The organism is Microbacterium sp. SORGH_AS_0428 (genome assembly GCF_031453615.1).
In the GTDB taxonomy this organism is placed as follows: Bacteria; Actinomycetota; Actinomycetes; order Actinomycetales; family Microbacteriaceae; genus Microbacterium.
Genome location: NZ_JAVIZT010000001.1, coordinates 1863383 through 1879626 on the forward strand (window position 1 = coordinate 1863383; position 16244 = coordinate 1879626).

General features: G+C 69.5%; 17 protein-coding genes. 6 read left to right on the plus strand and 11 right to left on the minus strand.

Going from position 1 to position 16244, the window contains the following annotated elements; genetic code table 11:
- Positions 1-24 precede the first annotated feature (24 nt).
- Positions 25-1389, minus strand: coding sequence for a replicative DNA helicase (dnaB, locus tag QE374_RS08910; protein WP_309734083.1), 1365 nt, complete (start codon positions 1387-1389; stop codon positions 25-27).
- A 550-nt stretch (positions 1390-1939) separates the two neighbouring features.
- Here dnaB and QE374_RS08915 point away from each other — a divergent pair.
- Positions 1940-2926 carry a hypothetical protein gene (locus QE374_RS08915; RefSeq protein WP_309734086.1) on the plus strand — a complete coding sequence of 329 codons (987 nt, stop codon included), beginning with the start codon at positions 1940-1942 and terminating at the stop codon, positions 2924-2926.
- A 98-nt stretch (positions 2927-3024) separates the two neighbouring features.
- Positions 3025-4560 (plus strand): chaplin family protein, encoded by a 1536-nt coding sequence (locus QE374_RS08920; RefSeq protein WP_309734088.1) that lies wholly within the window; start codon positions 3025-3027, stop codon positions 4558-4560.
- Between the two features lie 64 nt (positions 4561-4624).
- Here QE374_RS08920 and rplI read toward each other — a convergent pair whose 3' ends face one another.
- The 4 genes from rplI to rpsF are packed head-to-tail and all read right to left on the minus strand — an operon-like array spanning position 4625 to position 6250.
- Positions 4625-5077: a 50S ribosomal protein L9 gene (rplI, locus tag QE374_RS08925; protein ID WP_137418537.1), complete on the minus strand. Its 453-nt coding sequence runs from the start codon at positions 5075-5077 to the stop codon at positions 4625-4627.
- Positions 5078-5088: 11 nt separating this feature from the next.
- Positions 5089-5343 (minus strand): 30S ribosomal protein S18, encoded by a 255-nt coding sequence (rpsR, locus tag QE374_RS08930; RefSeq protein WP_137418536.1) that lies wholly within the window; start codon positions 5341-5343, stop codon positions 5089-5091.
- A gap of 26 nt (positions 5344-5369) precedes the next feature.
- Positions 5370-5888, minus strand: coding sequence for a single-stranded DNA-binding protein (locus QE374_RS08935; RefSeq protein ID WP_234074055.1), 519 nt, complete (start codon positions 5886-5888; stop codon positions 5370-5372).
- A gap of 5 nt (positions 5889-5893) precedes the next feature.
- Complete coding sequence (gene rpsF, locus QE374_RS08940; protein ID WP_137419238.1) at positions 5894-6250, minus strand: 30S ribosomal protein S6; 357 nt, start codon at positions 6248-6250, stop codon at positions 5894-5896.
- A 189-nt stretch (positions 6251-6439) separates the two neighbouring features.
- Between rpsF and QE374_RS08945 the strand changes: the two genes are divergently transcribed.
- Genes QE374_RS08945 through QE374_RS08955 form a run of 3 tightly spaced genes read left to right on the plus strand, consistent with a single transcriptional unit; the run spans position 6440 to position 9573 of the window.
- A complete protein-coding gene (locus QE374_RS08945; protein ID WP_309734094.1) occupies positions 6440-7429 on the plus strand; it encodes a hypothetical protein in 990 nt (329 codons plus the stop codon).
- Entirely contained in the window at positions 7426-8493 is a 1068-nt protein-coding gene (locus tag QE374_RS08950; RefSeq protein ID WP_309734096.1) for a hypothetical protein, read from the plus strand. The genes QE374_RS08945 and QE374_RS08950 overlap by 4 nt, the downstream gene beginning before the upstream one ends.
- A 12-nt stretch (positions 8494-8505) precedes the next feature.
- Positions 8506-9573: a hypothetical protein gene (locus QE374_RS08955; protein WP_309734098.1), complete on the plus strand. Its 1068-nt coding sequence runs from the start codon at positions 8506-8508 to the stop codon at positions 9571-9573.
- Between the two features lie 288 nt (positions 9574-9861).
- Here QE374_RS08955 and QE374_RS08960 read toward each other — a convergent pair whose 3' ends face one another.
- The 6 genes from QE374_RS08960 to QE374_RS08985 all read right to left on the minus strand — a co-directional run bounded on the left by QE374_RS08960 (position 9862) and on the right by QE374_RS08985 (position 15540).
- Positions 9862-10608, minus strand: a complete 747-nt coding sequence (locus QE374_RS08960) for an amino acid ABC transporter ATP-binding protein (protein WP_309734100.1) — start codon at positions 10606-10608, stop codon at positions 9862-9864.
- On the minus strand, positions 10605-11465 hold the full coding sequence (locus tag QE374_RS08965; RefSeq protein ID WP_309734103.1) for an amino acid ABC transporter permease: 861 nt from the start codon (positions 11463-11465) through the stop codon (positions 10605-10607). Before QE374_RS08965 ends, QE374_RS08960 begins: the two co-directional genes overlap by 4 nt.
- Before the next feature lie 2 nt (positions 11466-11467).
- The gene (locus QE374_RS08970) at positions 11468-12322 is read right to left on the minus strand and encodes an ABC transporter substrate-binding protein (RefSeq protein WP_309734106.1); all 855 of its coding nucleotides are present in this window, start codon (positions 12320-12322) and stop codon (positions 11468-11470) included.
- A gap of 67 nt (positions 12323-12389) precedes the next feature.
- On the minus strand, positions 12390-12827 hold the full coding sequence (locus QE374_RS08975; RefSeq protein ID WP_309734107.1) for a cupin domain-containing protein: 438 nt from the start codon (positions 12825-12827) through the stop codon (positions 12390-12392).
- The gene (locus QE374_RS08980) at positions 12824-14125 is read right to left on the minus strand and encodes an amidohydrolase family protein (RefSeq protein WP_309734109.1); all 1302 of its coding nucleotides are present in this window, start codon (positions 14123-14125) and stop codon (positions 12824-12826) included. Before QE374_RS08980 ends, QE374_RS08975 begins: the two co-directional genes overlap by 4 nt.
- Positions 14122-15540, minus strand: a complete 1419-nt coding sequence (locus tag QE374_RS08985) for an adenosylhomocysteinase (protein ID WP_309734111.1) — start codon at positions 15538-15540, stop codon at positions 14122-14124. The genes QE374_RS08980 and QE374_RS08985 overlap by 4 nt, the downstream gene beginning before the upstream one ends.
- A gap of 150 nt (positions 15541-15690) precedes the next feature.
- Here QE374_RS08985 and QE374_RS08990 point away from each other — a divergent pair, with 150 nt between their 5' ends.
- Positions 15691-16152, plus strand: a complete 462-nt coding sequence (locus QE374_RS08990) for a hypothetical protein (RefSeq protein WP_309734113.1) — start codon at positions 15691-15693, stop codon at positions 16150-16152.
- The last annotated feature ends 92 nt before the right edge of the window (positions 16153-16244 follow it).

The following is a 16244-nucleotide window of genomic DNA, read 5'->3' on the forward strand; positions in this document are numbered from 1 at the left end:
CTTCGGCGGGAGTTTGCACCCCCGCTACATCCCCGCGGCCATGTCGGTGAAGCGGGAGAAGTGACCCTGGAAGGCGATCTCGATCGTCGCGGTCGGACCGTTACGGTGCTTCGCGATGATGAGGTCGGCCTCGCCGGGGCGCACGTCCTTGTCGTATACCGAGTCGCGGTGCAGCAGCATGACCATGTCGGCGTCCTGCTCGATCGAGCCGGACTCACGCAGGTCGCTGACCTGGGGGCGCTTGTCTTGGCGCTGCTCGGAACCACGGTTCAGCTGCGACAGCGCGATGACGGGAACCTGCAGCTCCTTCGCCAGCAGCTTGAGCGCACGCGAGAACTCGCTGACCTCCTGCTGACGCGACTCGACCTTCTTGCCGCTGGTCATCAGCTGCAGGTAGTCGATGATCACCATCTTGAGTCCGACGCGCTGCTTGAGACGGCGGCACTTGGCGCGGATCTCGACGAGCGTCATGTTGGGGCTGTCGTCGATGTACAGGGGCGCGTCGTTGATGCGGCCGCGGGTGGCGGCGACAGTGGTCCAGTCCCGCTGGTCGAGAGTTCCCTTGCGCATGTTCTGCAGCGGGATGGCACCCTCGGCGCTCATGAGACGCATGGCGATCTCGCTACGGCCCATTTCGAGCGAGAAGAAGATCGCGGGCATGTTGTGCTTGATTGCAGCGGCGCGGGCGAAGTCGAGCGCGAGCGTCGACTTACCCATGGCGGGGCGGGCGGCGACGACGATCATCTGACCGCCGTGCAGCCCGTTGGTCAGCTCGTCGAGCTGCGCGAAGCCCGTGGGCACGCCGGTCATCGAACCGTCGCGACCGCGGGCGGCCTCGATCTCCTCGACGGCCGCATCCACCGCCGTCGTGAGCGGCACGTAATCCTCGGTGGTCTCGGCTCCCGTCACCGAGTAGATCTCGGCCTGGGCCGAGTTCACGATCTCGGTCGCCTCACCCTGACCGGCGTAGCCCATCTGCACGATGCGCGTCCCGGCCTCGACGAGGCGGCGCAGCAGCGCACGCTCGGAGACGATCGAGGCGTAGTAGCCGGCGTTCGCCGCCGTCGGAACGATCGAGGTGAGCGTGTGCAGGTAGTCGGCACCGCCCGCGCGCTGCAGGTCACCGGTCTTGATGAGCTCGTCGGTGACGGCGATGACGTCGGTCGGCTCGCCGTGCGAGTAGAGCGTGAGGATGGCCTCGAAGATCAGCTCATGCTTCGGTACGTAGAAGTCCGCACCGCGCAGGCTCTCGATGACATCGGCCACCGCATCCTTCGACAGGAGCATGCCGCCCAGGGTGCTCTGCTCGGCGAGCACGTCGTGCGGGGGCGTTCGTTCGTACTCGCGTCGGGGCTCGAGGCGGTCCGCTGGGATGTCGGCGATGGACACGAGTGTCCACACTCCCCTCTGGCGCCGGAAGGCGTCGCTGTTCGAACGTGATCGACCCGCGTTCCGCGCGCCCGCGCACGCGAAAACGGACGATGCGTAAGCACATCACCCGCCTCCGACATCGCGTCTCCCCTGACGCACGCGGGCCCTTTTCTCGGGCCGGCTCTGAAGCCTCCCCCACGCTAAAGTCGGCTCATTCGACACGCAAACAGGCCTGTGGATAACCCTGTGGGGAAATTGCGCGAAACGCCGCGCACCCTGTGGACGGACACTGTGGATAAGTGGATAACCGCGTCCCAGACATGCCGCTTTTCGCTAACGTGATCTGGGATTTGTTGTTACCCACACCTGCGGAATGTCATGTGGTTGAAGTCCTGCTTTAAGGTTGCGAATCGACTCGAGTTGTGCACAGGCGGACACCCAGGATCAGACGTTCGACGCGAGAGCCGCTGCCACGTTTTCGGTCATTCCGCAAGCCCCCTCACGTCAGGCCGGCCGACCAGTAAATTGCCGGGCACAACTGACCTGCCAGTGACGCACAGGGGGTGACGTGGACGAGTCAGTGAACGGATCATCGCGACGCGCGGGCCGGATTCTCCTGCTCGCCGCCGGCGTCGGCCTGCTCTGGGCGGGCGTCTCCGTTCTGACCTTCACCACCTCCGCGCACGCGGACGACGACGACCGCGGTGGGCTCATCGGGCTCGTGGGCGGCGTCACAGGCGCGGCGTCAGACCTCGTCGGCGCGACCACGGGCGCCGTCGGCGACATCCTTCCGCCCGTCGCCCCCGTGACGGATGCGGCCTCGCAGACGGTCTCGACCGTGACGACCACCGTGTCGGACACCGTCGCCTACGTGCCCGAGGTCGTCCCGGAGCTTCAACCCGTCGTCGAGCCCGTCGTCACGGAGATCGTGCAGCCCGTCGTCACCGACGTCGTGCAGCCGATCATCGACGGGGTGGGCGCGCTCGTGGAGCCGGTACCCGTGGTCTCCGACGTCGTCGGCGCCATCGACCTTCCGACCGTCATCGGAGCCGTTCCCGGCGTGGTCGGCTCGGTGGACGACACGGTCGGCTCCGTCATCGGCACGCCCGGTCACCCGACGAGCGGGGGAGTCGTCCCCTCCGTGCCCCTTCCCGGCACCGACAGCGTGGCACCGCCGAGCACGAACCCGCTCACGACGCAGGATGCGGCCACCGCAGCCCTCGTGGCCGCACTGACAGCGACGGCCGATGCGCGTCATGCGACCGTCGCGGGAGCCGGCGGGGCCGCGTTCGTCACGCCGAGTGCAGCCGCACCCGTCAGCAGCCTCGATCTCCGCGGTGCACCGCCGCTGCCTGGACACTCCGCTCCGTGGGAGAGCTCTGCGCCCTCCGGCTCGTCTTCTTCGGGCTCCTCGTCCGGCTCGCTGAGCTTCACTCTCGGGTGGGTGGAGAGCTCTGCCTGGCCTGCGTCTGCAGGTTCGGCCATCGCTCCTCGCGACGGCGACGATGATCTTCCTTCCTCCCCGGTCTTCGACACCGACATCTCCCCCGACTGACCGATTCGGGTCGCGTCTCTGATGCGACACATCCCCGGCACGCTCGCGTGCATCCGCGCTTCCACGCGGTCCGAATCGATCAATCAGGAGACAGAATCATGCGTACATTCGCAAAGCGAGTGCTCCTCGGAGCGCTCATCGGCGGCGGCATCGCCATCGCCGGAGCAACGGTCGCCAATGCGGCCGAGACAGACGGGCAGGACGGCCTGCTCTCGGGAACCCAAGGGCTGATCAACGTGGCGGTCCCCGTCACCGTCAGCGGCAACGCCATCTCGCTGCTGGGTGACTCCGCGTCACAGGATGCGGCGACCGAGGTTGCTGCACCGACGCCCAGCACGGGGTCGAACGAGACGTCCGGCACCGACGGAATCGCCGGCGGCACTCAGGCGCTGGTCGACGTGACGATCCCCGTCACCGTCAGCGGCACGAGCATCTCGCTCACCGGCGACAGCACGTCGTCCGGCGCCGAGACGGCTCCCGCCGCACCGACGCCGGATGCTGGCACGGCTGCGACCACGGACGGCACCGACGGCGTCGCCGGCGGTACCCAGGTCGTCGCCCCCGTCACCGCCCCGGTCACCGTCAGCGGGAACGCCATCTCGCTGCTCGGCGACAGCGAGACCACGGACGCCACCACCGCCGCGGGAACCGCCGGGTCCGGCAGCGCGGGCGGGGCAATGACCGGCGGCTCCGACGGTGCCGTCAGCGGCACCCAGGTCGTCGCCCCCGTCACCGCCCCGGTGACGGTCGGCGGCAACGCCATCTCGCTGCTCGGCGACAGCACGACCAGCGACGCCGCTACGGCGCCCGCATCCACCGGTTCGGGTAGCACCGACGGCGCCATGACGGACGGCACGGACGGCATCCTCGGCGGCACGCAGGCGATCGCCCCGATCGCCGCTCCCGTGACCGTCGGCGGCAACGCCATCTCCCTCACCGGAGACAGCACCACCACCGACGCCACCACCGCAGCCGGCACCTCCGGCTCCGGCGGCACCGACGGCGCGATGACGAACGGCACTGACGGCATCCTCGGCGGCACGCAGGCGATCGCCCCGATCACCGCTCCGATCACCGCGGGCGGCAACGCGATCTCGGTGACCGGCGACAGCACGTCCACCGACGCCGCGACGGTCGCTCCGGCCGACAGCGGAACGGTCCCGGTGCTGACCTCGGGTGAGAACGGCATCCTCGGCGGCACGCAGCTGGGTCTTCCCATCACCGCGCCGATCACCCTCGGCGGCAACGCCATCTCGGTGACCGGCGACTCGACCACCGAGAACCCGGGAACCACGCCGGGAACCCCCGGTGAGCCCGGTACGCCCGGTGAGCCCGGCACGCCCGGTGAGCCTGGCACGCCCGGTGAGCCCGGAACGCCCGGTACCCCTGGTGAGCCCGGTACCCCCGGTACTCCTGGAACGCCTGGGACTCCCGGCACCCCGGGAACGCCCGGTGCGAACGGAAGCCCTGCCGCCGTGACCGGCGTCGTGAGCGCCGATGCACGTGCGGCCGACGGCTCGCTCGCGATGACCGGCGGAGCGGATGTGGCGGGCCTCGCGCTCGGCGCCTTCCTCCTGGCAGGGCTCGGCGCGCTCATCGCGCTCATCGCCCGCCGCCGTCACGCTCACATCTGAGGGTGGAAACGGCGGATGGCGGGGAGTCTCATCGACTCCCCGCCATCCGGCATGCCCGAAGGCGTTACTTCGCGGCGACCACCTGGAGTGAGATCACGGCGGTCACGTCGTCGCGCAGACGAACCGTGGCCTCGTGCACACCCACCGACTTGATCGGCGACGTGAACTGCACCTTGCGCTTGTCGATCTCGCCGATGCCGGCGGTCTTGACGGCGTTGGCGACGTCTTCGGTCTTGACCGAGCCGAACAGACGACCCTCAGCGCCCGCCTTGACGGTGAGCTTGACCTTGTCGGCCTCGAGAGCGTTCTTCAGTGCGACGGCGTCCTCGTGGTCGTGGATCGCGCGAGCCTCGCGGGCGGCGCGGATCGACGCGACCTGCTTCTCGCCACCACGGGTCCACGCGACAGCGAAGCCCTGGGGGATGAGGTAGTTACGGGCGTACCCGTTCTTGACCTCGACCACGTCACCGGCGCTACCGAGCCCGGTGACCTCGTTCGTGAGAATCAGCTTTGCCATGTCGGTACCCCTTACCGGCCTGCGCCAGCGTAGGGCAGGAGCGCCATTTCACGGGCGTTCTTGATCGCGCGGGCGATCAGACGCTGCTCCTGCACCGAGACACCGGTGATACGACGGGCGCGGATCTTTCCACGCTCGGAGATGAACTTGCGAAGCGTGGCGACGTCCTTGTAGTCAATGACGCCGACGCGGATCGCCTTCGCGGGAGCAGCGTTCTTCGCGCCCTTCCGCGGCTTGCGGCGGTCGCCGCTCGACTTTCCAGCCATGTTGTTTCCTTAAAAGAAGTGTGTTGTCAGAACGGGGTGTCGTCGCCGTAGGCGCCCGGGGCGCCCCATGCGTCGGCACCGTTCGCCGTGTTGTTGCCGCCTGCGGGCGAGCCGGGGGTCGCCCACGGCTCATCGGCGACCTGGGCACGCGACTGTCCGCCGCCACCACCGCTGTTGCCACCGGCTGCGCGCGTCACCTGAGCGGTGGCGTAGCGCAGGCTCGGGCCGATCTCGTCGACCTCGAGCTCGATGGAGGTGCGGTTGTTGCCCTCACGGTCCTGGTAGGAGCGCTGCTTCAGGCGGCCGGTCGCGATGACGCGGCTTCCCTTCGTCAGCGAACCCGCAACGTGCTCGGCGAACTCACGCCACACCGATGCACGAAGGAACAGCGCTTCGCCGTCCTTCCATTCACCCGACGCGCGATCGAAGTTGCGCGGCGTGGAGGCGATCGTGAAGTTCGCGACGGGGAGCCCGTTCTGCGTGTAACGCAGTTCGGGATCGGCCGTGAGGTTACCCACGACGGTGATGACGGTTTCGCCGGCCATGAGCCTTAGGCCTTTGCTGCCTTCGCGGGAGCGGCGGCCTTGCGGGCTGCCTTCTCCTCGGAGCGCTTGGCTTCGGCGGCGACCTGAGCGATCGCCTCTTCGGCGCGGAGGACCTTGGTACGCAGGATCGACTCGTTCAGCTTCAGCTGACGGTCGAGCTCCTGGGTGGCCTCGCTCGTGGCGACGAAGTTCACGACGGCGTAGATGCCCTCGGACTTCTTCTGGATCTCGTACGCGAGACGACGACGGCCCCAGACATCGACCTTGTCCACCGAACCGCCATCGTTGGTGATGACCTTCAGGAACTTGTCGAGGTTGGGGGCAACCTGACGCTCGTCGATCTCGGGGTCGAAGATGACCATGAGCTCGTACTGGTGCGAGTGCGTCACTAACCCACCTCCTTCGGACTAGAACGGCTGCCGGGCACTTCCCGGTAGCAGGAGGGTGTAATGCACGTGCCGGGACACAGACGTATCCAGACAACCTCAGAAGTCTAGCGGATGCGGCTCGCCGCCGCATCCGGGTCCGATCGCGGCCGGTAGCGTGGCCGCATGGAGTGGACCCCGGACGTCTCTGTCGGCGACTGGCTGCGCGAGCGGACGGACGATCCCTGGCAGGGCACGATGCACGATGTCATCCCCCGTGGCTTCCCGGCCTATGCCCGCGTGTTCCACCCGACGACCCGGTCTCGTCCGGTCGGGATGGCATGGCCGCCTCTCCCGCAGGACGAGCACCGCCGCGCGTGGGACGCCTTTGCCGAGGCCCGGCCCGAGATCGACACCGAGGTGGCACGCTGGCGCGACGCGGCCGCATCCTTCGGCACCGAACTGCACCCGACGGCGCAGTGGGGCGCGCTGGTCGGCCGCGCGCCGGTGGACGGCCCCGTCTACGGCGCACGCTCGCGCTCCGACGACGGGTGGGAGTACGACGCCCCGCGCGAGGGCGAGCTGGATGCGGCGACCCTCGCCGCGATCGGCCGGCACCTCGCCGCGCGCGGCACCGCGGTCGGATACGCGGCCGTGTGGGAGGGCTGGGGTGGCCTGGTCGGCCATCTCGGGATCGCGCCGTCGCGGGCGTTCCTCTCCTCCTCGTCCGACGAGCCGGACCTCGAGCGGCACCAGGAGATGCTCGCCCACGCGATGCAGGACCCGTTCAACCGCCCGTATGCGAAGGAGAGCTGGCAGCCCGGCATCCTCGACGACGCCGTCTCGCGCGGACCGCGGCTGTCGCTGCCCGGCCGCGACTACGTGCTGTTCCGGGGGCCGCTCGACGTCTTCGCCGATCCGACGTGGCCCCGCGAGGTCCCCTGGCGCGATGCGGAGATGGAGCGTGCCGGATTCGCCCAGTTCGCCGCATCCCCGTCACTGATGTGGCCGTCGGACCGGTCGTGGGTGCTGGCCACCGAGGTGGACTTCGACTCCACGATCGTCGGCGGCGACACGGAGCTGATCGATGCCCTGTGCGCGGACCCCGCGCTCGAGGCCCTCCCGCTGCCCGCGGGATCTTCGCTGCAGTGGGATGCGGACGCGGTGAACCGATGACGCTCGACACGACCCCGCTCACCGCCCCGATCGACCCCGCCGAGCTGAAGGAGTTCCTCCGCAGGGACCGCACCGTCGGGCCTCCGCTCGAGGGCGGCACTCTTTTCGAAGGGTGGATGCTGCTGCTGGGGCTCTGCGGCGCGGGCCTCGCGCTCGTCATGATCTTCATCGGCCTCGTGACCGAGGCCTTCTTGGACACCCTTGTCATGGGGGTTCTTCCCCTCATCGTCGCGCTGCTGCTCGTGGCCGTCGGGTGGAGGCTGTCCGAGCGGAGTAATCAGCGGTACAAGATGGCGAGGTACCGATTCGCCAGGTTCGTTCAGGCCAACGGGCTCGTGAACGAAGGGAGGGAGCTCGATCGCAAGCTTCCCGGAATCCTCTTCACGGTCGGGCGGTCGCGCGTCGCCTCACCAGTTCTGCGGCGAGAAGAAGGACGGTTCGTAGAGTTCTCGAATTACCGCTACGCGAGGGCCCGGGGCGACCGACGGCGCTGGGGGTACGTGGCGATCAAGCTGAACACCCTGCTGCCGAACATCGTGCTCGACGCGCGGGGGAACAACGGGCTGTGGGGGCAGTCCAACCTGCCCGTCGTCCTTCGCGCCGAGCAGCGCCAAAGCCTCGGGGCGGAGTTCGACGAGCACTTCACCCTGTACTGCCCGGCGGGTTACGAACGCGATGCCCTCTACCTCTTCACCCCCGACATCATGGCGCGCTTCATCGACAACGCCGCACAGGTGGATGTCGAGATCGTCGACGACTGGCTGTTCCTGTACGCGAAGCGTCCCCTGGTCACGACGGACCCCGCGACCTGGCTGTGGCTCATGACGACCGTCGACGCCCTCACCCAGAAGCTCGACCAGTGGGAGCGCTGGCGCGACGACAAGCTGCCCGAGCCGGCATCCGCCGAGTCGCTGCCTCCGCTGGTCACCCCGCCGCCCGCTGTCGCCGCCGAGGGTCGGCGTCTGCGTCAGAAGCGAGAGCTCTTGAAGGGTCTGCTCGTCCTCTTCGCCCTCGTGGCCGTCTTCGTGCTGGAGATCGTCTTCGTGTTCTCCCTCGCCCGCTGACCCGGTGAACCGATGACGATCGACACAACGCCACTCACCGCTCCGATCGACCCCGCCGATCTGAAGGAGTTCAGCCGCAAGAATCGCACGACCGACACGCCGCGTGCCGCGTTCTTCGGCAGCCTCGTGGCGATGGGCGCCGCGTTCTGTTTCGTGCTCTGCGTTGTGGTCTCAGCCATTGCCTTCCTCCTCGGCTCGTTGGCGACACCGTCCCTGCTGGACCTACTGGCTGTCGCGGCGCTTGCACTGGTGGCCGTGGGCGGATACGCCGTGTCCGTCCGAGCCCTGAGCGCGCAAGAGGAGTACATCTACCGGACCGCGATGTTCGCTCGCGCGAACGGGTTGGTCAACGAAGGGAAGGAGCTCGATCGCGACCTTCCCGGCGTCATCTTCCACCTGGGCCGCTTCCGCGCATCCTTTCCCGTCCTGCGTCGCACCGGTGGGCGATTCGTCGAGTTCGCGAACTATCGCCACACGACGGGCGACAGGTCTTACGACGCGTATCGATGGGGGTACGTGGCCATCAAGCTCGACGCGCAACTGCCGAACATCGTGCTCGACGCTCGAGAGAACAACGGCGTGATGGGGCAGTCGAACCTGCCGGTGACCATCGATCGGGCGCAGCGGCTGAGCCTCGAGGGTGACTTCGACCGGTACTTCGCGCTGTACTGTCCAGCGGGTTACGAGCGCGACGCGCTCTACCTGTTCACGCCCGACATCATGGCCCGGTTCATCGACAACGCCGCCCAGCTCGACGTCGAGATCGTTGACGACTGGCTGTTCCTGTATGCGAAGCGCCCCCTGGTGACGACGGACCCGGAGACCTGGACCTGGCTGCTTGCCACGGTCGACGCCGTCACGCAGAAGCTCGACCAGTGGGCGCGCTGGCGCGACGATCGCGTGACGGATGCGGCAGCCGCCGAAGCCCCGTCCCCGATGGTCACCCCGCCGCCCGCTGTCGCCGCCGGCGGCCAGCGCTTGCAGCGAAAGCGGAAGCTCCTGAAGGGCCTGCTCGCCCTGTTCGCGCTCGTGGCCGTCTTCGTGCTGGAGATCGTCTTCGTGTTCTCCCTCGCCCGCTGACTCCGAGTCCGCAACACGCGCCCCTCGAACCCGCCCTCTACCTGTTCGAGGGACCCGAGGTGCGGGCTTTCCGGCCTCGGGACCGCAAGACGCGTCCCTCGAACGCACCCACCCCCTGTTCAAGGGACCCGAGGTGCGGGCTTTCCGGCCTCGGGACCGCAAGACGCGTCCCTCCAACAGAAGAGTCGGTCCCTCGAACGCACGTCGGTCCCTCGAACGGAGGCGATCTCCTCGAACGCACGTCGGTCCCTCGAGCGCACTCAAGTCCCGCGCGCGGTCCGGCGCGGGTCAGGCGAGGGCGCCGCCGCGGCGTTCGCGCTCGAGGAACCGGATCGTCTCCGGATGCTGGGGGGCATCGAACACCTGCGCGGGCGTTCCCTGCTCGATGATCGTGCCGCCCTGCATGAACACGATCCGGTCGGCGACCTCCCGCGCGAACGACATCTCGTGCGTCGCCATCAGGATGGTGGAGCCGCGGGTCTTGAGCTCGCGCACCAGATCGAGCACCTCGCCGACGAGCTGCGGGTCGAGCGCGCTCGTGATCTCGTCGAGCAGCAGGAGCTCGGGATCGGTCATGATCGCGCGGACGATCGCGACGCGCTGCTGCTGCCCGCCCGAGAGGCGGTCGGGGAACTCACGCGCCTTCGCACCGAGGCCCAGCGTCTCGAGCAGCTCCATGCCGCGCGCACGCGCCTGCTCACGCGGCACGCCGTGCACACGGCGCGCCGCCAGGGTGACGTTGTCGATCACGCGCAGATGCGGGAAGAGATTGAAGTGCTGGAACACGACGCCGATGCGGGCGCGCACCGCATCCTGATCGACCGTGGGATCGGTGATGTCGTCGCCGCTGAGCAGGATGCGGCCGTCGTCGACCCGCTCGATGAGGTTGATCGTGCGCAGCAGCGTCGACTTGCCCGAGCCGGAGGCGCCGATGAGCACCACGACCTCGTGCTTGGCCAGGCTCAGATCAATGCCGCGCAGCACCTGGTGGTCGCCGAAGTCCTTGCGCACGCCGATCACATCGAGAACGCTCACACGACACCCCCGGTCTGCTCGCGGCGGGCGAGGCGGGCCGAGACCCAGTCGGTGAGCCGGATCATCGGCAGGCTCATGGCGACGAAGAGGAGCCCCGCGACGATGTACGGGGTGAAGTTGTAGGTGGCGGCGACCTGGATCTGGGCGGCGCGCACGGCGTCGACGGCACCGAGGACGGAGATGAGCCCCACATCCTTCTGCATCGACACGAAATCGTTCATGAGGGCGGGCACGACCTTGCGCACGCCCTGCGGGATGACGACGATGCGCAGGGTCTGCGCGTGGCTGAGCCCGAGCGAGCGGGCGGCGATCCGCTGCGAGGGGTGCACCGCCTCCATGCCCGCGCGCAGCACCTCGGCGACATACGCCGAGTAGGTGAGCACGATCGCGATGGTGCCCCACAGCACCACCGGCACGCGGCCGAAGATGCCGAGCGCGGGGATGCCGAACCCGACCAGATACAGCACGATCAGCAGCGGCATCCCGCGGAAGAGGTCGGTGTAGACGGTCGCGAGGGCGCGGAGCGGGAAGAACACCGGGCCGCGCAGCGAGCGCATCACGGCGAGCAGCGTGCCGATCACGGCGACGGCGAGCGCGGCCACCAGCAGCACCTGGATGTTGACCCACAGCCCGGCGAGCACCGAGGGGAAGGCGGCGAGCGCGATGTCGATGTCGAAGAAGCTGCGGCGCACGTCCTCCCAGCCGGGGCTGGAGACGATCGCGTAGCCGACGACGCCCACGAAGACGACGGTGCTGGCCAGGGCGATCAGCACCGATCTCGTGGACTGCCGGCGCCGCGTGGCGCGCCGGGCGAGCTCGAGCTCGCTCGGCTGCCACGCGGCGTCGGTCGTGGTCATGTTCAGCCGAGGACCGGAACGTCGACGGCTTCGCTGAGCCAGGTCTTCTGCAGCTCGTCGAGCGTGCCGTCCGCGCGGAGCTCGTCGAGCGCCTTCGAGACCGGATCAGTCAGCTCGGAGCCCTTCGGCAGCACGTAGGCCAACTGGTCGCCGCCGGTGGTGTCGGCGAACTGGCCGAGGATCTTGCCGCCGTCGAGCTCCGCGTTCGCGAGGTAGAAGGCGGTGGGCAGGTCGATCACGAACGCGTCGATCTGACCGGACTGGAACGCGAGCACGACGTCGTCGTTGTTGTTGAAGACGCTGAGCTTGTCGGTGCCGAGCTCCTCGGCGGCGACGGTGTAGCTGGTCGTGCCGCTCATGACGCCGACCGTGTACCCCTTGAGCTCGTCGATCGTGGTCGCGTTCGCCGCGGCCGAGCTGTCGGAGGTGACCACGGCCTGCGAGGTCGTGTAGTACGGCGACGAGAAGTCGACGGCCTGCTTGCGCTCGTCGGTCACCGAGAACTGCTGGATGTTGAGGTCCCAGTCCTTCGGACCGGGCGCGATCGCGCTGTCGAACGTGGAACGCACCCACACGACGTCGTCGGCCGAGAAGCCGAGCTTCTCCGCCAGCGCGTAGGAGACGGCCGACTCGAAGCCCTTCTGGTTGGAGGGGTCGTTGTCGACGATCCAGGGGTCGTATGCCGGCTCGCCCGTGGCGATGGTGAGCTTGCCCGCGGTGAGGGTCGGAAGCGATCCGTCCTCGGATGCGGCGGGCGCGGACTCCCCCGCGAAGGCACAGGCGGTCAGGGCGAGCGCTGCGACAGCGCCGAGGGCGGCACCGACGGTCAGGCGCCGGAGGCGGGAGGTCGTGGTCACGGGGACTCCAAGCAGGAAGAGGGGGTGTCGGGTCGGGCGTCGGCGGTTGCTGTGTCCGACGCCGCGCTCAGCCTAAATCACGCGCGAGTCGCCAGTCCTCGAAGCTGAAACCTGGCGAAACGACACAGCTGACCAGCACTTCGGCGTCGCCCCCGAGGCGGGCCGACTGCCATACGCCGGCCGGCACCGTCACCTGCGCGAGGTGTCCGGCGGCGAGGTCGGGACCCAGGGTCACGGTGCGCTCGGCGAGCGGCTCGCCGCCCGCACCCCCGAGGGTCAGCTCGAGGGTGCCGGGTCCGTGCCAGAGCCAGATCTCGTCGCTCGTGACGACGTGCCACGCGCTGTGCTCGCCGGGAGTCAGCAGATAGTGGATGCAGGTCGCCGCCGGCCTCGGGCCCGCGGGCGTCTCCACGCCCGCGGTGGCGGTCCACATCCGGCGGAACCAGCCGCCTTCGGGATGGGGGGCGAGATCGAGGGTGACGGCGGTGGCGGGACGTGTGCTCATGCGCGGACTCCGGTGTGCTCGGTGAAGGACGGTGTCGTATGCCGGAAGGCGCCGCTGATCACGGTCGCCGCCGCGCTTCCCGCGCCGTCGGTGGCGAGGTGCTCGATCGTGTCGTCGATCGTCGTGACCGGGATGTCGAAGAAGGCGAGGTCGGCGAGGGCTCCGACCGCGAGATAGCCGGTGCGATCGGGACCCGTGTCGATGCCCATCGCGTGGGCCCCGCCCAGGGTCGCCGCCCGCAGCAGCTGCGCCGCGAGAGCGCGATCGGAGTATCCCTGCGTCCTGGCGATGCGGTGCAGTGCCGCCACGTCGGCGAGCAGGTCGAGCGAGGGGCTGGAGGAGAGGGAGTCGGTGCCGACGGCGATGCCGTTGCCCTCCGCGAGGTACGCCGCGACGGGCGGTTCGTCGAGGCCGATGACCGCGTTGGAGCGGGGACAGAGCGCCACCGAGGTGCCTCGGGCGCGCAGCAGGGCGCGATCGCGTGCGGTCATGTACACGCCGTGCGCGATGTGGCAGTCGGGCCCGAGCACACCGAGCTGATCGACGAACTCGGTCGCCCCCGTGCCGAAGCCGTCCCCGCGCAACTCGCGGAAGCTGCCGGCGCGCCGCTCCTGCCACGGCGTCGGATGCGGGGCGCCCGACTCGCGCTCGAAGGCGGCCTCGCCGAGGTGCAGATGGATGCGGCCGCCGCGCTCGCGCACGATGTCGGGGATCTCCAGCAGGGGCTCGACGTCCAGCGAGTACGGCGCGTGGGGCGAGAGCCCGGTGCCGGGCGGGGAGGGGAGCGCGTCCAGCGCCGCCTCGACCTGCGCTCTGCCGGTCGCCGCCCAGTCGGCGTTCGTCCAGCTCATCACCTCCCAGTAGGTGATGCCGTGAAGGCCCGCGTCGTGCAGCACCCCGGCGGCGGGCGCGTCGGTGACGATGTCGGCGACCGCGGTCGTGCCCGCCTCGATCACCGCGCGAGCTCCGGCGTCCGCATCCGCCTTCCAGTCGTGCCCGCGCTCGTAGACCGGGTCGAAGGCGGCGGCCCAGTCCTCGAAGCCGCGGTAACTGCCGCGTCCCACCTCGGCCATGCCCGTGTACTGCAGGTGCGAATGCGCATTGACGAGGCCCGGCAGGAGCACGCCCGGCCAGTGCACCTCGGTGAAGGAGGCGCCGCGGGCGGTCAGCTCGCGGCGCACCCAGTCGCGGTCGCCGACGTGGCGGATGCGGCCGCCGCTGACGGCGATCGCCCCCTGCGGGATCGGCGGCGCGGTGATGGGCAGCACGAGGTCGGCCGAGTACAGCACGACGCTCATCCGCGAGTCCCCTCGTAGCGGGCAGAGCGCCAGTCCTCGTCCCTGCCGGCGCGCGTGGTGCACTCGTCGATCCGCACGCCGCGGGCGGCGAGCGCCGCGCGGCCGACACGGTCGTCGATCTCGGACGGGAGGGCATGCACGCCGACGCCCGGGCGGGTGCGCAGCAGGTGGTCGAGGGCCGCGAGCTGCACCGCGAACGAGAGGTCCATGATCTCGATCGGATTGCCCTCGGCGGCGGTGATGTTCACCGCTCCGCCGTCACCGAGCACGAGCGCGGCGGATGCGGCCGCGCTCACCTCCCCCGGTACCCCGCCGGCGACGGCGATCGCCACCGCGCGCTCGGCGACCGCCTCATCGATCGTGCCTGCGACGCCCGTGGCCGACACGACCAGCGCGCCCTCTGCCAGCGCGGAGGCGGGGCCGACCACATAGCCGTCGTGTCGCGCGGTCAGGGCCCGCACCGGATCGACTTCGGCCACCGCGACGCTCGCGCCCAGAGCGCGGAGGTAGGCGGCGACGCCCTCGCCGACGGGGCCGTAGCCGATGACGAGGGCCGGTTGGTCGCGCACCGTCAGCCCGTGCTGATCGAGAAGGTCCGCGATCGCCAGAACGCAGGAGAAGCCGGTGCCGTAGCGGTTGTCGAACCGGGTCTTGGCGGCGGCGTCGTTGACGGCCATGACCGGAGTGCGCAGCAGCCCCGCCGCATCCATCCGCCGCAGCGGGGTGAGGCCGGAGGTCGTCTCCTCGTTCGCCCCGATCCAGGATGCGGCGATCTCGGGGTCGATCTCGTGGGCGAGGCGGATGAGGTGCGAGCCGTCGTCGATGAGAATGTCGAAGCCGCGGCGCAGGAAGCCCTCGGCCGCCGCCCGCTCCTCGGGGCCGGACAGATCGGCGCCGCCGTCGACGGGGATGCCCGTCGCCGCGAGCGCCGCGGCGACGGCCGCATCCGTCTCGTCGGGGTGACCGTAGACCGCGACGTCGGCGCCGCGAGAGCGCAGCAGGAGGGCCAGCTGAGCGGTCTTCGGCTCGAGGACCATGCACACGCCGATGCGCAGGCCCCGCACGTCGACGTCCTCGGCGAGGGCGGCCGAGACCGGCATGTGAGACGCGGCGAAGGCGATGCGTGCCGCGGCGTCGGACCGCTCGGGCAGCGGCTCGCCGCCCAGGAAGACGGGCACGTCCATGGGATCCGCGTCGGCGGCGAGAGCCGTGAAGTCGAAGCGCAGCATCCCCGCATCCGAGGCCGGCTCCGTCGTGAGAACCGCACCCAGATCGTGCAGCAGAGCAGTGAGTCGCTCGGCGACGAGGCGGTGGTCGGGGGAGGCGTCGACCCGCACGGTGCGCGAGGCGATCATGAGATTCGTGCGGCGGGCGAAGCGACGCACGATCGCCTCCGCGATGCGCGTCGTATCCACCGCCATAGCCTACGTCGATCCTTAGCACAGAATGAGATCCCTCTCACGGGGGGACGTCGGTCAGGGGCGGCCCTTTAGCGTGAAGTGCGGGGGCGTCTTCCGTGATGGGGGCGGACCCACGTCCGCACACGCAGCACACGGAGGAACCTCATGCGCAAACTCGCACCCCTCGCCCTTTCGGCCATCGCCCTTCTCGCCCTCGCCGGTTGCGCGGGCGGAGGCAACGGCGGCGGAGACGCGGCGGCATCGTCGCAGTCCGTCCAGGAGGCGTGCTCCATCGCCCAGGACAAGCTCACCGACGCGCAGAGCAAGCTGACCGACTCGCTGTCGGCCGCGGCCTCCGGCGACAGCGAGGCCACGACCGACCTGTTCAACACGGTGCAGAAGGGCCTCGACGACGCGCTCGCAGAGGTCACCAACCCCGACGTCAAGAAGCCGCTTCAGGCCGTGTCCGACGAGTACAAGACCATCGGCTCCTCCATGCAGGCCCTCGCCGACGCCGGCTCCGACCCGGCCAAGATGGAGGAGCTCACCAAGATCAACGACGACGTGCAGGCCTCGAGCGAGCGCCTCAAGACGGCGTCCGACGAGCTCTCCAAGCTCTGCTCCTGAGCCTCGCGCTCCACACGGACGAAGGGATGCGGCCCGCAGGGGTCGCATCCCTTCGTCGTTGTCGGCGGTGACCGTTCGTGCGGCGGAACCGA